This window comes from Citrobacter sp. B72 (genome assembly GCF_016894305.1).
In the GTDB taxonomy this organism is placed as follows: Bacteria; Pseudomonadota; Gammaproteobacteria; order Enterobacterales; family Enterobacteriaceae; genus Citrobacter; species Citrobacter portucalensis.
Genome location: NZ_CP069801.1, coordinates 13340 through 29760 on the forward strand (window position 1 = coordinate 13340; position 16421 = coordinate 29760).

Sequence of the window (16421 nt, forward strand, 5' to 3'; positions counted from 1 at the left end):
AATAGACAACAAACTGCAAAAAAAGTCAGATGAATACGCTTGAAAAGTTTGTATTAAGACCCATTTTTAGAGTGTAGACAAATGAAGGGCATGCCTGATGGGTGTCCTGGCTACCTGACCTGTCCATGATGGAAGGTCAATTATTCTCGCTGATTTCAGGAGCTATTGATTATGCGTAACTTTGATTTATCCCCGCTGTACCGTTCTGCTATTGGTTTTGACCGTCTGTTTAACCTGCTGGAAAACAATCAGGGCCAGAGCAATGGTGGCTACCCTCCGTACAACGTTGAGCTGGTAGACGAAAACCATTACCGCATTGCAATTGCTGTTGCCGGTTTTGCTGAAAGCGAACTGGAAATTACTGCCCAGGACAATCTGCTGGTGGTAAAAGGCGCCCATGCGGACGATCAAAAAGAACGTACTTACCTGTATCAGGGTATTGCCGAGCGCAACTTTGAACGCAAGTTCCAGTTAGCGGAGAACATTCATGTTCGCGGCGCAAACCTGGTAAATGGTCTGCTGTATATCGATCTTGAGCGCGTGATTCCTGAAGCGAACAAACCGCGCCGCATCGAAATCAACTAATTCTGTAGGCCGCTTCAGGCGGCCTTGCTAAGTCATCGGCTTGCCGTCAGGGAGCCGAAAGGTACCTACTCGCTTCTTAGAAGGAGATTATTATGCGTAACTACGATTTATCCCCACTGCTGCGTCAATGGATCGGTTTTGACAAACTGGCCAATGCCTTGCAAAACACCGGTGAAAGCCAGAGCTTCCCGCCTTATAACATCGAAAAGAGCGATGATAACCACTACCGCATTACCCTTGCGTTAGCCGGTTTCCGCCAGGAAGATCTGGATATTCAACTGGAAGGCACGCGCCTGACCGTGAAAGGTACGCCGCAGCAGCCGGAAAAAGAGACCAAATGGTTGCATCAGGGGCTGGTCACTCAGCCGTTCAGCCTGAGCTTTACGCTGGCTGAAAATATGGAGGTCTCCGGCGCAAGCTTCACTAACGGCTTGCTGCATATTGATTTGACCCGGAATGAACCTGAAACCATTGCTCCACAACGTATCGCCATCAGCGAACGTCCTGCATTAGATAGTTAAATAGCTCCATGCCTTTGCCCCGCCAGAAATGACGGGGCTTTTTTGTGCTTTACCACCCATACATTGCGACTGTACTCTGCGAGAATCCATTTACTTAATGATGTTATTCACAGGGAACAGGATATGAGTGATATAGCATTGACGGTCAGCGTTCTGGCATTAGTGGCAGTTGTCGGGTTATGGATCGGCAACATAAAAATACGTGGCGTGGGTTTTGGCATTGGAGGCGTGCTGTTCGGCGGTATTATCGTCGGGCATTTTGTCGATCAGGCAGGGATGACCCTGAGCGGCGACATGCTGCATTTTATTCAGGAATTTGGCCTGATTCTTTTCGTCTACACCATTGGTATTCAGGTGGGGCCGGGCTTTTTTGCTTCTTTGCGCGTTTCGGGCCTGCGGCTGAATCTGTTTGCTGTGCTGATTGTCATCATGGGTGGCCTGGTCACCGCGATCCTGCATAAGATTTTTGCCATTCCTCTCCCTGTGGTGCTGGGAATATTCTCTGGAGCGGTCACCAATACCCCGGCGTTAGGTGCGGGGCAGCAAATTCTGCGCGATTTAGGTACGCCTGGCGATGTGGTTGACCAGATGGGGATGAGCTATGCCATGGCTTATCCTTTCGGCATCTGCGGAATTTTACTGACCATGTGGCTGATGCGCCTTATTTTCCGCGTTAACGTCGATGCTGAAGCCCAGCAGCATGAATCCACGCTGACCAACGGGCACGCACTGATTCAGACGATGAACATCCGCGTGGAAAACCCAAACATCAACAATATGGCGATTCAGGATGTCCCGATTCTGAACAGCGACAAAATCATCTGCTCGCGTCTGAAACGTGATGAGACATTGATGGTGCCGTCGCCAGGGACTGTTATCCAGATGGGCGACCTGCTACACCTGGTCGGGCAGCCTGCTGACCTGCATAACGCGCAGGTGGTGATTGGGCAGGAGGTAGACACATCGCTGTCCACGCGAGGTACCGATTTACGCGTCGAACGCGTGGTGGTGACCAACGAACAGGTACTGGGTAAACGAATCCGCGACCTGCATTTCAAAGAGCGTTACGACGTGGTGATTTCCCGCCTGAACCGTGCGGGTGTTGAGCTGGTAGCCAGCAGTGACGCCAGCCTGCAATTCGGGGATATCCTCAATCTGGTGGGGCGTCCCGCGTCCATTGATGCCGTCGCCAATGTTGTCGGCAACGCGCAGCAAAAACTGCAGCAGGTGCAGATGCTGCCGGTATTTATCGGTATCGGGCTGGGGGTTCTACTGGGTTCAATCCCGCTGTTCATCCCGGGGTTCCCGGTGGCGTTGAAACTGGGGTTGGCCGGCGGGCCGCTGATTATGGCCCTGATCCTGGGGCGTATTGGTAGCATCGGTAAGCTGTACTGGTTTATGCCTCCCAGCGCTAACCTGGCGTTGCGAGAGTTGGGTATCGTGCTGTTTCTTGCAGTGGTGGGTCTGAAGTCAGGCGGTGATTTTGTCGATACCCTAACACAGGGAGATGGTCTGAGCTGGGTGGGTTACGGTATTTTCATTACCGCGATTCCGCTTATTACCGTGGGCTTGCTGGCGCGAATCTTTGCCAAAATGAACTATCTGACACTGTGTGGCATGTTGGCTGGCTCAATGACCGATCCCCCGGCTCTGGCGTTTGCTAATAACCTGCATGCCACCAGCGGGGCAGCAGCGCTCTCCTACGCTACCGTTTATCCACTGGTCATGTTCTTGAGGATTATCACCCCGCAACTGTTGGCGGTGCTCTTCTGGGGATTAGGTTAAAACTGACTTATCCGGCCTGCATCTCCTGTAGGCCGGATGAGACGCAACCCTCCATCCGGCATTACAAACACCCTCTCTCTTTCCCATTGTCTCATCACCCGACTCGCCCTCTCGTTTGAGAATCAGGTTCATACTCCTTAACTGTTCCGGTATAACGACCAGACAACAATATTTAAGGAGCTGTCATGAAGATTTCTCGCCTTGGAGAAGCACCGGATTATCGCTTCTCACTGGCAAATGAACGTACCTTTCTGGCGTGGATCCGCACCGCGCTCGGATTTCTGGCGGCGGGGGTTGGCCTTGATCAACTGGCCCCGGATTTTGCCACGCCGGTCATCCGTGAGGCGCTTGCCTTGTTGCTGTGTCTGTTTGCCGGCGGTCTGGCGATCTACGGCTACCTGCGCTGGCTACGTAACGAAAAGGCGATGCGACTGAAAGAGGACTTGCCCTACACCCACAGCCTGCTGATTATCAGCGTCATGCTGACTATTGTGGCGGTGATTGTCATGACGCTGGTGCTGTATGCCGGATAGCCGCAAATCGCGACGCATCGCTGACCCGGGGTTACAACCGGAGCGGACTTCACTGGCCTGGTTTCGCACGTTGTTGGGCTATGGCGCGTTAATGGCGCTGGCGATTAAGCACAACTGGCACCAGGCGGGAGCGTTGTTCTGGATATCGGTAGTTGTGCTGGCGATAGTGGCGATTATCCTCTGGCGCTACACCCGCAGCCGTAATCTGATGGATGTGAGTCATAGCGATTTTTCTGAATCTCGCGCGGTGCGTGACAAATTTATGATCTCCCTCGCGGTGTTATCCCTCGCAATGCTGTTTGCTGTAACGCATGTTCGCCAACTTATCGTATTTATCGGGAATTTTGCATGACAGGATGTGAGAACATGGATGTTAGTGATGATGTTTTAAACGTGGTGATTGACCATCAGAAGTGTTTACAACCGGTTGAAGTGTACCGTGGTTTGCAACAAGGAAATGTTCGCCAGGTACAGTTTATTCCGCTGGTTAAGCACGATGGTTCAGGTCATCTGACAGACGAATCGGTTACGTCTGAGGCGTGGGGCCGATTTTTAATTACGATATTTGATATCTGGGTACGTGAAGATATTAATCAGATATCTATCCAGCTTTTCGATAAAACGCTTCGCCAGTGGTGTGGTCTGACGGCACAGATTGAACGACAGACCATGTCATCAATGAATACGCGTTGCCAGACATGCTCATTGTTTCAATATTACCACGGTGATTGTCCTGCGTATTGCGAGGAAAATGGAAAGGGCGTGCTGTGTGCAGGCTATCAGGCTTTCTTCAGCCACACCGCACCGCATATGCGCGTGATGCGTGACCTGCTTAAGCAGCATCGCTCACCGATGGAGCTGATGGCGATGCTGCGTTAAGCTCAGCGGTATTTAACGTCCTTTGGCCAGATACTGCGCCATTTCATCTTCCGGGACCATTCCACCGCCGGTCGCCCACACCAGGTGGGTGGCGTTATTGAGCTGATCCGCGCTGAAGCCGTGCATGTGCTGATAGTCAGCAGAGGCGCAAACGTGTTGCGGACCGGCCATCCCTGCCAGCGCTGACGGTTCGAGGCGAATACCTTCTTCCTGCGCCAGCCAGCCCAGCATGTCGTACATAGTCTGATCGTCCAGGGTGTACAGACCGTCGAGCAGACGTTCCATTGCCCGGCCAACAAAGCCAGACGCACGGCCGACAGCCAGCCCATCAGCCGCCGTCAGGTTGTCGATGCCAATATCCTGCACGGAAATCGTATCGTGCAGTCCGGTATAAATCCCCAGTAGCATGCACGGTGAATGGGTTGGTTCTGCGAAGAAGCAGTGCACGTTGTCGCCAAACGCCAGCTTCAGGCCAAACGCCACGCCGCCAGGGCCACCGCCGACGCCGCATGGCAGGTAAACAAACAGTGGATGGTCTGCATCCACCACGCGCCCTTGCTGGGCAAACTGCGCCTTTAAGCGCTGTCCGGCCACCGCATAGCCTAAAAACAGCGTGCGCGAGTTTTCATCATCGATAAAGAAGCAGTTTGGATCGGACTCCGCCGCCTTACGGCCCTGTTCAACCGCCACGCCGTAATCTTCTTCATACTCCACGACCGTCACACCGTGGCTGCGCAGTTTGGCTTTTTTCCATGCGCGGGCGTCGGCCGACATATGCACCGTCACCTTAAAGCCGATACGGGCGCTCATAATGCCAATCGACATGCCGAGGTTACCGGTGGAGCCTACTGCGATGCTGTACTGGCTAAAGAATTGTTTGAATTCGGGCGAAAGCAGAACGCTGTAATCGTCTTGTGTGGTCAGCAGACCGGCTTCCAGCGCCAGTTTTTCCGCGTGGGTCAATACTTCATAAATACCACCACGGGCTTTAATCGAGCCAGAAATTGGCAGGTGACTGTCTTTCTTCAGCAGAATTTCGCCATTGATGCGCTGCCCGTACTCTTTCTCCAGCCGCTTTTGCATGGCCGGAATCGCGGCCAGCTCAGATTCAATAATGCCGCCGGTGGCCGCGGTTTCCGGGAATGCCTTTGCCAGGTACGGCGCAAAGCGCGTCAGACGGGCGTGAGCATCCTGAACATCGTGTTCAGTCAGGCCAACATACGGTAAACCTTCCGCAAGAGAGGTGGTGCCTGGGTTAAACCAGGTTGTCTCCTTGAGAGCAACCAGATCTTCCACTAAAGGATACTGGGCGATAAGTGTTTGAATGTTTTCCATAGTCAGTCTCTTTGCGCTTATATAATAAAGGAAAGCAGGAATGTGCAAGCCAGTGCAATCACGGACGCGATAAATGTCGCGGTCGTATAGTATTTAAACGTTTCATTCAGGGTGGCACCGCAGTATTGCTTCACCAGCCAGAAGAGGGAATCGGTAACGATCGTGCAGCCAATAGCGCCGGAACCGATAGCAATGGCGATGATCTCCGGGCTGACGTTGGGATAGAGCGGCAGCATCGGTGCAACGATTGCCGTGGCGCCCATCATTGCCACCGTGGCGGAACCCACCGCGGCATGCAGGATTAACGCCACCAGCCACGCCAGCAGAATCGGGTGCATATGCATGTTCGAGAGGATCAGTGCGAGAGTATCCGCCAGCCCACTGCTCTTGAGGATAGCGTTGAATGCGCCGCCTGCGCCGATAATCAGCAGAATGTTAGCGATGGAGCCAAAACCGTTTTCAGTGTGAGTCAGCAACGTACCCATACCGATGTGTTGACGCAGGCCGAGAATGTAATAGGCAACGAAAACGGCAATAAACATCGCGGTGATCGGGTTACCAATAAACTCCAGCAGCGTATATACCGTGCTGCCTTTCGCCATGTTCAGCTCAGCGACGGTTTTTACCAGCATCAGGCCAATCGGTAGCAGAACGGTAAACAGCGTAGCACCCAGCGACGGTAGCGTACTTTCGTCACGCACTTTAAGGTCAGAAAACTCAGCCGGAACCGGTTTAAACGGCAGACGGTTACCCAGGAATTTCAGGTACAGAGGACCGCCGATCAGCGAGGCCATCAAGCCGACCAGTAAGCCGTAGACAATCACGGTGCCAATGTCTGCGCCCAGCTTGTTCGCCACGAACAGGGCAGCCGGATGCGGTGGTACCACGCAGTGCACCGCCATCAGCGCCGTACACAGCGGAATCGCCAGCTTCAGTAATGAAGTATTGGTTTTCTTGGCAATTGAAAAGGCCAGTGGAATCAACAGCACCACGCCGACTTCAACAAACAGCGTGATCCCACAAATCAGCCCAACCAGAACCATAATGACGTCGGCGGATAGCCAGCGGCAGCGCTGCAGCGTCAGGCCAATGCGTTCGGCTGCGCCGGACACTTCCATCATTTTGCCCAGAATGGTCCCAAGGCCGATAACCGCGGCGAGGAAGCCCAGCGTACCGCCGATGCCACTCTCAATGGCATTGACCATATCCAACGGCCCCATGCCCATCATCGTACCCACGAAGAAGCTGGCTAACAGTAGCGCCAGAAACGGGTGGAATTTGAACTTCACGATGGTCAAAACGATTAACACGATGCTTATCAGCAGCGTGCTCACAACCCAGATTTGAGAGTGCATAACTCACCTTGCCCTGTGATTAATATAGGGTTATTGGACAAAAATAAGGCATGGTCTGACAAACGATATAAATCCCCCTTCACATGAGTCAGATTGCATCAAATGAGTGATTTATGTCTAATTGTGCTTTGTTTATGCGATATGGTTCACTCTGGTTCACCTTTGAGCTGATTTTTGCAGCGAACTTTTTTACACTCCAGCGCATGAATCAGAAGGAAAAGAGGTGAGAATGGATCCCCTACGCGAAGTCAGAAACCGGCTGCTCAACGGCTGGCAGCTATCAAAGCTGTATACTTTTGAAGTGGCGGCCCGGCATCAGTCGTTTGCGCTGGCGGCAGACGAGTTGTCATTGAGCCCCAGCGCCGTCAGCCATCGCATAAATCAGCTTGAAGATGAGCTTGGTATCCAATTATTTGTTCGTTCTCATCGCAAAGTGGAACTCACTCATGAGGGCAAACGGGTATTTTGGGCGCTGAAGTCGTCACTGGACACGCTCAACCAGGAGATTCTTGATATTAAGAATCAGGAGCTCTCGGGGACGCTCACCGTCTACTCACGACCTTCTATCGCCCAGTGCTGGCTGGTTCCGGCGCTCGGCGACTTTACCCGTCGCTACCCGTCAATTTCGCTAACCATGTTGACCGGGAACGACAACGTCAATCTACAGCGTGCGGGTATCGATCTCGCCATCTATTTTGACGATGCACCCTCCGCGCAACTCACGCATCACTTCCTGATGGATGAAGAGATCCTGCCGGTGTGCAGCCCGGACTACGCCCGCCGCCATGACCTTACCGGTTCGCTGGTGAATTTGCCGCACTGTACGTTGCTGCACGACAGACAGGCGTGGAGTAACGATTCCGGGACCGATGAGTGGCACAGTTGGGCGCAGCATTTTGCAGCGAATTTGCCAACATCGTCGGGGATTGGTTTTGATCGTTCTGATTTAGCAGTAATTGCGGCAATGAACCATATCGGCGTGGCGATGGGCCGAAAACGGCTGGTGCAAAAACGCCTCGATAGCGGAGAATTGATTGCGCCTTTTGGCGATATGGCGCTGAAATGTCATCAGCATTACTACATCACCACGCTGCCCGGCAGGCAGTGGCCGAAAATCGAGGCGTTTATTGGCTGGCTACAGGAGCAGGTTAAATAAGCGGGTCGCGAATATTTTTTACGCTTTCGCTCTACACGGAAAGTGAAAAAGCGTGCTAAATACGTGATATCACTCCTGATGATTTGCGTAAGGACAACCGTGTTAAAGCCGATTGTTTCCCTTTTACTGTTGGCCAGCGCCACCGTGTGTGCCGCGCAACCTGTGTTGACGGCGGCGCAGTATGTGCAGCAGCTTGGGGTTGGGATGAACGTAGATTGGGCGCGTACCGATCGGGGCATCCGTGAATTCGATCCGCTGGTGGTGCGGGATTATAAGGCGAAAGGGTTGACTCACGTGCGCATTCGCGTGGCGGGTGAGCCAACGGAGGCGCGGCTCATTCATCTGCGCAAGCTGGTGGAAGCCTGCGAGCAGTATGGCGTGATCCCGATAATCGCCTATCAGGCTGACGAGTATAAAAAAGACCCCAGTGCCAGTAACGAAAAAGAGGTGGTTAACTGGTGGGTGGCGGTGGCGCATTACTTTGGCCAAAGCTCGCCGTTGCTGAGTTTCGACCTGATTTATGAACCTGCCGATAAGCTCAACCATAATCAGGCGTCGCTCAATAGGGTGTATGACAAAACCATCCGTACCATCCATGCCATCGATCCACAGCGAATGATATTTATCGCGCCGAAACTGCATGCCGCTCCGGAAGATTTGCCCAACCTAAAGTTGCCGCCGCAAAGTCAGAATACCGTGCTGGCCCAATGGCATATTTTCCCGTGGGGGCCGCTGAAAAATAACGGTAAATACCCGTGGACCTCAGGGACAGCGGCAGAAAAGGCCGCTATTCGCGCCCGTATCAATACCGCCATTCACTGGCAGCAAAAAACCGGTCATGTTAGTTGGGTAGGAGGCTGGTCGCCGGGAGAAACCATCAGGAACGCGCCTTCTGCCTCGCAAATGGCGTTTGCCCGCTTTATGGCTTGCGAGCTGAAGAAAGCGAAAATTCCCTATGCTATCAATGCGGATACGCAGTTCTATGATGGTGAGGAAGGGGCATGGAGACCGGCGCTGGAGCCGTTGTTGAATACCATGATTGCCCCTGAGTGTGAAAAGCCCGGCGAGAAGCCGGGCCATCATACGCTTAAACCGCCTGTCCCTGATGCGACACGCGTGACGCCAGCGGAAGCCAGCAAACAAAAATCAACAGCCCCATAAGGGTCATCAGCAGGCCCAGGCTGGCTTGCCCGGTCTGCGGCAGCATGGCAGAGAACCACGCCAGCACGCCGGAACCAATGTTCTGTAATCCACCAACCAGCGCACCAGCAGTACCGGCCAGGAACGGGAAAGGCTCCATTGCGCCGCTGGTTGCCAGCGGAAACAGCATCCCGGCACCGAAGAAAAACAGTGCGGCGGGAACCAGCAGTGTCCAGACGTTCATCACGTCGAACAGACCAGGGATCCACATCATCAAACCGGCGACCAGACAGCAGATAACCGACTGCCACATTAGCGTCGAGAAACGCTTATTCGGGCGACCGGCGAACCAGGCACCAAAAAACGCCGCCGGAATGGGCAGAATAAACAGGATACTGACCACCATGCTGCTTAAGCCGAGACGCGCGCCTAACAACACCCCGGAACAGGCTTCGAAGACCGCAACGCCCGCCAGGCCGCCGATCAGCATCAGCACGTAACAGGTGAAAGAGCTGTTGCCAAACAGCGTTTTGTAGCTGGCGATAAGCTGTGGACGCGGCGCACCTGCGGGGCGCGTTTCCGGCATCCAGCGCGCCATGCTAAACGTGACGCCTGCGCACAGCACCAGCAGGAAGATGTAACAGGCACGCCAGTTCCACAGGGTATCCAGCATACCGCCAATCAGCGGTGCCAGCAGTGGGCTGACCAGAATCCCCATGTTTAACAGGCTATTAGCGTGGCGTAACTGCGTGCCTTCATACAAATCGCGCGGTAACGTTCGCGCCATCACACCACCGACGCCCGTTCCCATCCCCTGTATTGCGCTGGCGATAATCAATACCGTCAGGCTGTGGGTGGTTATGGCGACCAGCGTAGCCAGCATAAAAATGGACATCCCAGCGAGGATCACCGGGCGGCGGCCAACGCGATCGGAAAGTGGGCCGTAAATCAGTTGTGACAGGCCATAGGTCAACAGATAGGCGGCCATCACGCTTTGCACCGCCCCTTCGCGAACGTTCAGTTCACGCGCCATATCAGCAATCGCGGGGATATAAATGGTTTGCGCCATCTGACCTACCGCCACCAGTAATACCAACATCAACAATAAATTGACGCTTCTATGCCTTTTCATTTCGCTGATTACTTTTCAAAAAGTGAAAAAATAAGAATAAGGTGCTGCACTTTCCCGTAAATGCGCGTGGAATCTACCACAACAGAAAAAGAAGACCAGATAGTGGGCTGGAATGTTTAAACGATGGACGGCAGGAAATGTAAACAAAAAGCGGCAACAAATGTTGCCGGATTGCATCGGGTTTACAGAGGTCATGATAAGCGTAGCAAAACTGCGCCTATGGCAATGCCTCCAGCCGCAACGAGACGTATTCCGGCAACCTTCTCTTTCAGTAGCAGCCACGCGAGCAGCGCGCCAAACAGGATGGAAGTTTCACGCAGCGCAGCGACTACCGCCAACGGAGCCTGAGTCATGGCCCACAGCGCCAGACCGTAAGAACCCATTGTGCCAATCCCGCCAAGAATACCTTTTTTCCACTGTTGTACCAGATAACGTGACGCTTCCCGGCGTCGGGCAATCATCGCCCAGCCCAGCAGGCAGGAGCCGTTCAGAAAGAAGGTCCACAGCGTATAACCCAGCGCGGTTTCAGATAAACGTACGCCGGTGCCATCAACCAGCGTATATCCGGCGATAAAGCAGGCGTTAATGAGCGCCAGCACGATCCCGCGTTGCGAGCTGCTGCGTCCGTTAAACGCCATGCCGAGAATCGCCAGACATATCGTGGCAATCCCCACCCAGGCTAGAACAGAGAGGCTATCGCCAAGAAACAGGACGCTGATAATTGCGACCAGTAGTGGCGCTGTGCCGCGCATTAACGGATAGGTCTGGCTCATATCCGAAACCTGATAGGTTTTGGCGACCAGGACGGTATATACAATTTGCAACGCAGTTGAGACGGCTAAAAACGGCAGGCTGGCGGCGGAAGGTTGCGGCGCAAAGGGTAAGCAAATCAATGCCATAATTGCAGCAGAACCGCTGACACCGATCGCTGAGTACAGTTTATCGTTTCCAGCTTTAACAATGGCATTCCAGCTGGCATGCAGCAGCGCGGCGAACAGCAAAATGCAGAAAACAGAAAGCGTCATGGTGGAATTCTTCCCTGAGAATGTCATAAAAACGTAACATATTGGCGCGACACAAGCACCAGGGAGAAGGTGAAAGGGGAGCGGAGTGTTACCCGCCCCCCTTAGGTGCGACTTGAATCCGAATTACTTAACGTATTTCAGAACAGCATCAAGTAGTTGCAGTGCTGCAACAATGAGTTTGAGGATAAGAATAGCGATATCCACGAGGCTCATACGCTCTCCTTTTGGTACAAGGAGCACGGTGCTGACGTACCTCGCCGCTGCCTGTTGCCAGCACCTTTGTTGACATAACACAGTGTGCTCACACGGGGGTTAAGGCGCTGACGGCACCACCCGTTTCAGCCAGGACTTTGATGCGCCGGTTTACGATGCGGCCCCCGCATAACACATTGCGTACCGAGACATTATAGATAAATACTGTATAAATTAACAGTATTTTATGGACGTTACGCTATTCATGTTCCATACTCAAAACCATCAAAATTCGTGCCGAAATTGCGTGTTCTTCGCAGAACGCGTATACTTTTTTCGTTGACATAACACAGTGTGTTCGGCGGCTACCAACCGCACAGCACTGAAAAAAACCTCGCTCCGGCGGGGTTTTTTGTTTTTCAGCAATGCACAACGAAATGTGATCATTGGCGCATTTTTATGCAGATGAAAATTTTTCCATTGTCACGCTGAAAAACCTGTGTTTGTATAAATCCAGTTAATCAACAAACAGACAGGTCCCTAATGAACCCTTCCATGCTGACTGCGACCCTACTAAAAACTGCGCCATCTCGCGCAGCGGTCGTCGTGCGTGTGGTGGTGGTCGTCGGCAATGCGCCGTAGGGTCCGAATCAACACACGATTCCAAAACCCCGCCGGCGCAAACCGGGCGGGGTTTTTCGTTTCAGAGACCTGCCCGGAGCAAAGGCCCAGAATAAAAGGACTGGAGCATGGCAAGTTCGGGCATAACATCCAAGCGTACGCGTTTTACGGGCGCAGAATTCATCGTTCATTTCCTGGAACGCCAGGGAATTCAGGTTGTTACCGGTATTCCCGGCGGATCGATTCTTCCCGTCTATGACGCCTTAAGTCAAAGCACGCAAATCCGTCATATCCTGGCGCGCCACGAGCAAGGAGCAGGGTTTATCGCTCAGGGAATGGCGAGAACCGATGGCAAACCCGCCGTCTGTATGGCCTGCAGCGGACCGGGCGCAACCAATCTGGTGACCGCCATTGCTGATGCGCGTCTGGATTCCATCCCGCTGGTGTGTATCACCGGGCAGGTTCCGGCCTCAATGATAGGCACCGACGCCTTCCAGGAAGTCGACACCTACGGCATCTCTATCCCCATCACTAAGCACAACTATCTGGTCCGCCATATCAGTGAATTACCGCAGGTCATGAGCGATGCGTTCCGCATTGCGCAGTCCGGACGTCCAGGCCCGGTGTGGATAGACATTCCTAAGGATATTCAAACCGCCGTTTTTGACATTGAAGAGATGCCGGAGCCTGCGCAGAAAATGGCGGCACCAGCGTTCAGCCAGGACAGCATTTGCGATGCCGCAGCCATGATTAACGCCGCACAGCGTCCGGTGCTGTACCTCGGCGGCGGCGTGATTAACGCACCTGAGCGCGTACGTGAACTGGCGGAAAAAGCGATGCTGCCCACCACTATGACCTTAATGGCGCTCGGTATGTTGCCGAAAGCGCATCCGCTGTCGTTAGGCATGCTGGGCATGCACGGCGCGCGTAGCACTAACTTTATTCTGCAAGAAGCGGATTTATTGATTGTTCTGGGCGCACGTTTTGATGACCGGGCGATTGGTAAAACGGAGCAGTTCTGCCCGAACGCCAAAATCATTCACGTGGATATCGACCGCGCGGAGCTGGGTAAAATCAAACAACCGCACGTGGCGATTCAGGCGGATGTCGATGAGGTTCTTGCACAATTGATCCCATTAATTGACGCGCAGCCGCGAGAGTCGTGGCATAAGACGGTGGCCGATTTACAACGTGAATTCCCTTGCACTATTCCGCAGGAAAGCGACCCGCTCAGCCACTATGGATTGATCAACGCCGTGGCTGCCTGCGTAGACGATAGCGCCATTATCACCACCGACGTAGGCCAGCATCAGATGTGGGCGGCACAGGCTTATCCGCTGAACCGTCCGCGTCAGTGGCTGACCTCCGGCGGTCTGGGAACTATGGGCTTTGGCTTGCCAGCGGCAATTGGCGCGGCGCTGGCCAATCCAGACAAGAAAGTGCTGTGCTTCTCCGGCGACGGCAGCCTGATGATGAATATTCAGGAAATGGCGACAGCCAGCGAAAATCAGCTGGATATTAAAATCATCCTGATGAATAACGAAGCGTTGGGTCTGGTGTATCAGCAGCAGAGTCTGTTCTATAAGCAGGGTGTTTTTGCCGCGACCTATCCGGGGATGATTAACTTTATGCAGATAGCCGCCGGGTTTGGTCTCGAAACCTGCGATCTGAATAACGAAGCGGACCCACAGGCAGCGTTGCAGGAGATTATTAATCGTCCTGGGCCTGCGCTGATTCACGTGCGCATCGATGCCGAACAAAAAGTGTACCCGATGGTGCCGCCGGGTGCGGCAAACACAGAAATGGTGGGGGAATAAGCCATGCAACAGCAGACTCATGACAACGTAATCCTGGAACTCACCGTACGCAACCATCCGGGCGTAATGACTCACGTTTGCGGGCTGTTCGCCCGCCGCGCGTTCAACGTGGAAGGCATTCTCTGTCTACCGATTCAGGACAGCGATAAGAGCCGCATCTGGCTACTGGTCAACGACGATCAACGTCTTGAGCAGATGATAAGCCAGATCGACAAGCTGGAAGATGTGGTGAAAGTGGCCCGCAACCAGTCCGATCCGTCGATGTTTAACAAAATTACCGTGTTCTTTGAGTGAGTTAGTCGCCGTCTGAATCCGGGGTGATCACTTTGACAGAGCCGTTCCGGCAGTGGGTTGCGTAATCTGCCGGTAACGGACGGTCGCTTATCAGTACGTCAAAGGTGGAGAGTGGACCAATGCTGGCGGGGGCGACCTCATCGAACAGGGCGTGGCGCGTCAGCAGAATTTTGCGTAATCCGCGTTCCATCGCTTTGCGTTTTGTGGCCAGATCGTCCGGATTGAACCAGCTAACGCCGAAATGCTCATGGACTCCGCTGGCGGAGATAAAGACTTTCCGTGGGTTGAGTGCATCCAGCGGGGAGGGATTGCTGGTGTCGTAAAAGGCGTCACTTTTCGCCCGGTAGGTCCCCCCGCAAAGAATCGCTGTGGCGTTGGGCTTTTCATTAAGCGCTACGAACACCCGGTGCGAGTAGCAAATCCCGGTAAAGGAAATATCGTCCGGGATCATGCTGACCACCAACGGCATTTCCGCACCATTATCAAAAAAGACCAGATCATTTTCACTCACCAGTCCCGCAGCCAGAATGGCAACCGGTAAATCGTCGCGGTGATACTGTTTTTGCGCGGGGAGTGGCGCGTTAACGATGGCGGCAGGTTTGTTCACCATCACAATGTAACCACCAAGCAGCGTGAGTGGTAACGGTTCGTCATCCTGACTGAGATCCCGACGAATAGTCATCACGGAAACTTCCAGCATTCGTGCCGCCTCTTTCAGATGGATTCGGTCGGTCTTCTTCAACAATTCCATCAGACGTCGAATACGTTCTTTTTGCTTAGTTTCCATGTGCTTCTCCACGAATCATGTTCCCATGTTCCTTCAGTAACATTTTTGTGTTTCTGAGAACATGACATTGCCGCATTACTATACGTCTGACTATCCGGAAATAAAAGCGTGTTTTTTCACGTTTTATTGATTATAACCAGTTAATTTTCAGTCAATTGTAAGCAACTTCATCATTTGTATTGTGATGTGGGTGTAACAGTTAGTGCAATAAATAAACAATAAAATGATCTTCCAATCGCGATCCTAGTCACAAATGATACGAAAGTAACATGATAATGTTATTTTAATATCATTGTTGTGTGATTGTTTCTGAGAGGTAGTAAAATGGATATCGCGGTTATTGGCTCCAACATGGTGGATCTCATCACCTACATCAACCAGATGCCCAAAGAAGGGGAAACGCTGGAAGCACCGGCGTTCAAAATTGGCTGCGGGGGCAAAGGCGCAAATCAGGCCGTTGCGGCCGCTAAGCTCAATTCCAAAGTGCTGATGCTGACAAAAGTCGGTGATGATATTTTTGCGGATAACACTATTCGCAATCTCGAATCCTGGGGAATTAATACCACCTATGTCGAAAAGGTACCCTGCACCAGCAGCGGTGTCGCACCGATCTTTGTTAATGCGAACTCCAGCAACAGTATTCTGATTATTAAAGGAGCGAACAAATTTCTCTCCCCGGAAGATATCGATCGTGCGGCGGAAGATCTGAAAAAATGTCAGCTTATTGTCCTGCAACTGGAAGTGCAGCTGGAAACTGTTTATCACGCGATTGAATTTGGCAAAAAACACGGTATTGAAGTGTTACTAAATCCCGCCCCTGCATTACGGGAATTAGATATGTCTTATGCCTGTAAATGTGATTTTTTTGTGCCGAATGAAACCGAGCTGGAAATATTAACCGGTATGCCAGTAGATACTTATGACCATATTCGCGCAGCGGCACGTTCTCTGGTTGATAAAGGTCTGAACAATATTATCGTCACCATGGGTGAGAAAGGTGCGCTGTGGATGACGCGTGACCAGGAAGTCCATGTTCCAGCGTTTAAAGTGAACGCTGTCGATACCAGTGGCGCAGGCGACGCTTTCATCGGTTGTTTTGCTCACTATTACGTTCAAAGCGGTGATGTGGAAGCCGCCATGAAAAAAGCCGCTCTCTTCGCTGCTTTCAGCGTTACCGGGAAAGGCACTCAATCATCTTATCCAAGCATCGAACAATTTAATGAGTTTCTTACCTTAAACGAATAATACTCCTGCACTGTAAAAG

18 protein-coding genes and 1 other annotated feature are annotated in these 16421 nt (G+C 52.6%); of the genes, 12 read left to right on the forward strand and 6 right to left on the reverse strand.

From position 1 onward, the window contains the following. Positions 1 to 105 precede the first annotated feature (105 nt). Positions 106 to 178: a sequence feature (ROSE (Repression Of Heat Shock gene Expression) occurs in the 5'-region of heat shock genes and acts as an RNA thermometer to modulate expression.), on the forward strand. From ibpA to JQN59_RS00085, 6 genes are all read left to right on the forward strand, one after another. Beyond that, complete coding sequence (gene ibpA, locus JQN59_RS00060; RefSeq protein ID WP_003023882.1) at positions 172 to 585, forward strand: small heat shock chaperone IbpA; 414 nt, start codon at positions 172 to 174, stop codon at positions 583 to 585. It overlaps the preceding feature by 7 nt. A gap of 92 nt (positions 586 to 677) precedes the next feature. Then, positions 678 to 1106 carry a small heat shock chaperone IbpB gene (gene ibpB, locus JQN59_RS00065; RefSeq protein ID WP_003827096.1) on the forward strand — a complete coding sequence of 143 codons (429 nt, stop codon included), beginning with the start codon at positions 678 to 680 and terminating at the stop codon, positions 1104 to 1106. 123 nt (positions 1107 to 1229) lie between these two features. Continuing rightward, entirely contained in the window at positions 1230 to 2891 is a 1662-nt protein-coding gene (locus JQN59_RS00070) for a putative transporter (RefSeq protein WP_048227364.1), read from the forward strand. Positions 2892 to 3076: 185 nt separating this feature from the next. Beyond that, positions 3077 to 3424 carry a YidH family protein gene (locus tag JQN59_RS00075; protein ID WP_003023888.1) on the forward strand — a complete coding sequence of 116 codons (348 nt, stop codon included), beginning with the start codon at positions 3077 to 3079 and terminating at the stop codon, positions 3422 to 3424. After that, positions 3414 to 3776: a DUF202 domain-containing protein gene (locus tag JQN59_RS00080; RefSeq protein ID WP_032945444.1), complete on the forward strand. Its 363-nt coding sequence runs from the start codon at positions 3414 to 3416 to the stop codon at positions 3774 to 3776. Before JQN59_RS00075 ends, JQN59_RS00080 begins: the two co-directional genes overlap by 11 nt. Before the next feature lie 14 nt (positions 3777 to 3790). After that, positions 3791 to 4303 (forward strand): radical SAM protein, encoded by a 513-nt coding sequence (locus JQN59_RS00085; protein WP_149607917.1) that lies wholly within the window; start codon positions 3791 to 3793, stop codon positions 4301 to 4303. A gap of 12 nt (positions 4304 to 4315) precedes the next feature. Here JQN59_RS00085 and dsdA read toward each other — a convergent pair whose 3' ends face one another. Both dsdA and dsdX read right to left on the reverse strand, forming a co-directional pair. Beyond that, positions 4316 to 5638, reverse strand: a complete 1323-nt coding sequence (dsdA, locus tag JQN59_RS00090; protein ID WP_003827105.1) for a D-serine ammonia-lyase — start codon at positions 5636 to 5638, stop codon at positions 4316 to 4318. A gap of 17 nt (positions 5639 to 5655) precedes the next feature. Next, positions 5656 to 6993, reverse strand: coding sequence for a D-serine transporter DsdX (gene dsdX / locus JQN59_RS00095; RefSeq protein ID WP_003827107.1), 1338 nt, complete (start codon positions 6991 to 6993; stop codon positions 5656 to 5658). 229 nt (positions 6994 to 7222) lie between these two features. On the opposite strand from dsdX, the gene dsdC reads away from it, so the two are divergent. Next, positions 7223 to 8149, forward strand: coding sequence for a DNA-binding transcriptional regulator DsdC (dsdC, locus tag JQN59_RS00100; RefSeq protein ID WP_003827110.1), 927 nt, complete (start codon positions 7223 to 7225; stop codon positions 8147 to 8149). A 78-nt stretch (positions 8150 to 8227) separates the two neighbouring features. Next, positions 8228 to 9310: a cellulase family glycosylhydrolase gene (locus tag JQN59_RS00105; protein ID WP_103014651.1), complete on the forward strand. Its 1083-nt coding sequence runs from the start codon at positions 8228 to 8230 to the stop codon at positions 9308 to 9310. Here the strand turns inward: JQN59_RS00105 and emrD are convergent. The 3 genes from emrD to tisB form a co-directional block, all read right to left on the reverse strand. After that, positions 9237 to 10421, reverse strand: coding sequence for a multidrug efflux MFS transporter EmrD (gene emrD, locus JQN59_RS00110; protein ID WP_057067118.1), 1185 nt, complete (start codon positions 10419 to 10421; stop codon positions 9237 to 9239). The genes JQN59_RS00105 and emrD overlap by 74 nt on opposite strands. Before the next feature lie 191 nt (positions 10422 to 10612). Beyond that, positions 10613 to 11446, reverse strand: a complete 834-nt coding sequence (locus tag JQN59_RS00115) for a DMT family transporter (protein ID WP_020996046.1) — start codon at positions 11444 to 11446, stop codon at positions 10613 to 10615. Between the two features lie 123 nt (positions 11447 to 11569). Next, positions 11570 to 11659: a type I toxin-antitoxin system toxin TisB gene (gene tisB / locus JQN59_RS00120; protein ID WP_003023909.1), complete on the reverse strand. Its 90-nt coding sequence runs from the start codon at positions 11657 to 11659 to the stop codon at positions 11570 to 11572. 522 nt (positions 11660 to 12181) lie between these two features. Here tisB and ivbL point away from each other — a divergent pair. The 3 genes from ivbL (at position 12182) to ilvN (ending at position 14370) form a co-directional block, all read left to right on the forward strand. Beyond that, positions 12182 to 12280, forward strand: coding sequence for an ilvB operon leader peptide IvbL (gene ivbL / locus JQN59_RS00125; protein ID WP_003827118.1), 99 nt, complete (start codon positions 12182 to 12184; stop codon positions 12278 to 12280). A 107-nt stretch (positions 12281 to 12387) separates the two neighbouring features. After that, complete coding sequence (ilvB, locus tag JQN59_RS00130; RefSeq protein WP_149607916.1) at positions 12388 to 14076, forward strand: acetolactate synthase large subunit; 1689 nt, start codon at positions 12388 to 12390, stop codon at positions 14074 to 14076. 3 nt (positions 14077 to 14079) lie between these two features. Further along, the gene (gene ilvN, locus JQN59_RS00135) at positions 14080 to 14370 is read left to right on the forward strand and encodes an acetolactate synthase small subunit (protein WP_003023914.1); all 291 of its coding nucleotides are present in this window, start codon (positions 14080 to 14082) and stop codon (positions 14368 to 14370) included. A gap of 1 nt (position 14371) precedes the next feature. Here the strand turns inward: ilvN and JQN59_RS00140 are convergent, their stop codons facing one another. Beyond that, positions 14372 to 15157: a DeoR family transcriptional regulator gene (locus JQN59_RS00140; RefSeq protein ID WP_003827122.1), complete on the reverse strand. Its 786-nt coding sequence runs from the start codon at positions 15155 to 15157 to the stop codon at positions 14372 to 14374. Positions 15158 to 15481: 324 nt separating this feature from the next. Between JQN59_RS00140 and rbsK the strand changes: the two genes are divergently transcribed. Further along, positions 15482 to 16402, forward strand: coding sequence for a ribokinase (rbsK, locus tag JQN59_RS00145; RefSeq protein WP_003827124.1), 921 nt, complete (start codon positions 15482 to 15484; stop codon positions 16400 to 16402). Positions 16403 to 16421: the final 19 nt, after the last annotated feature.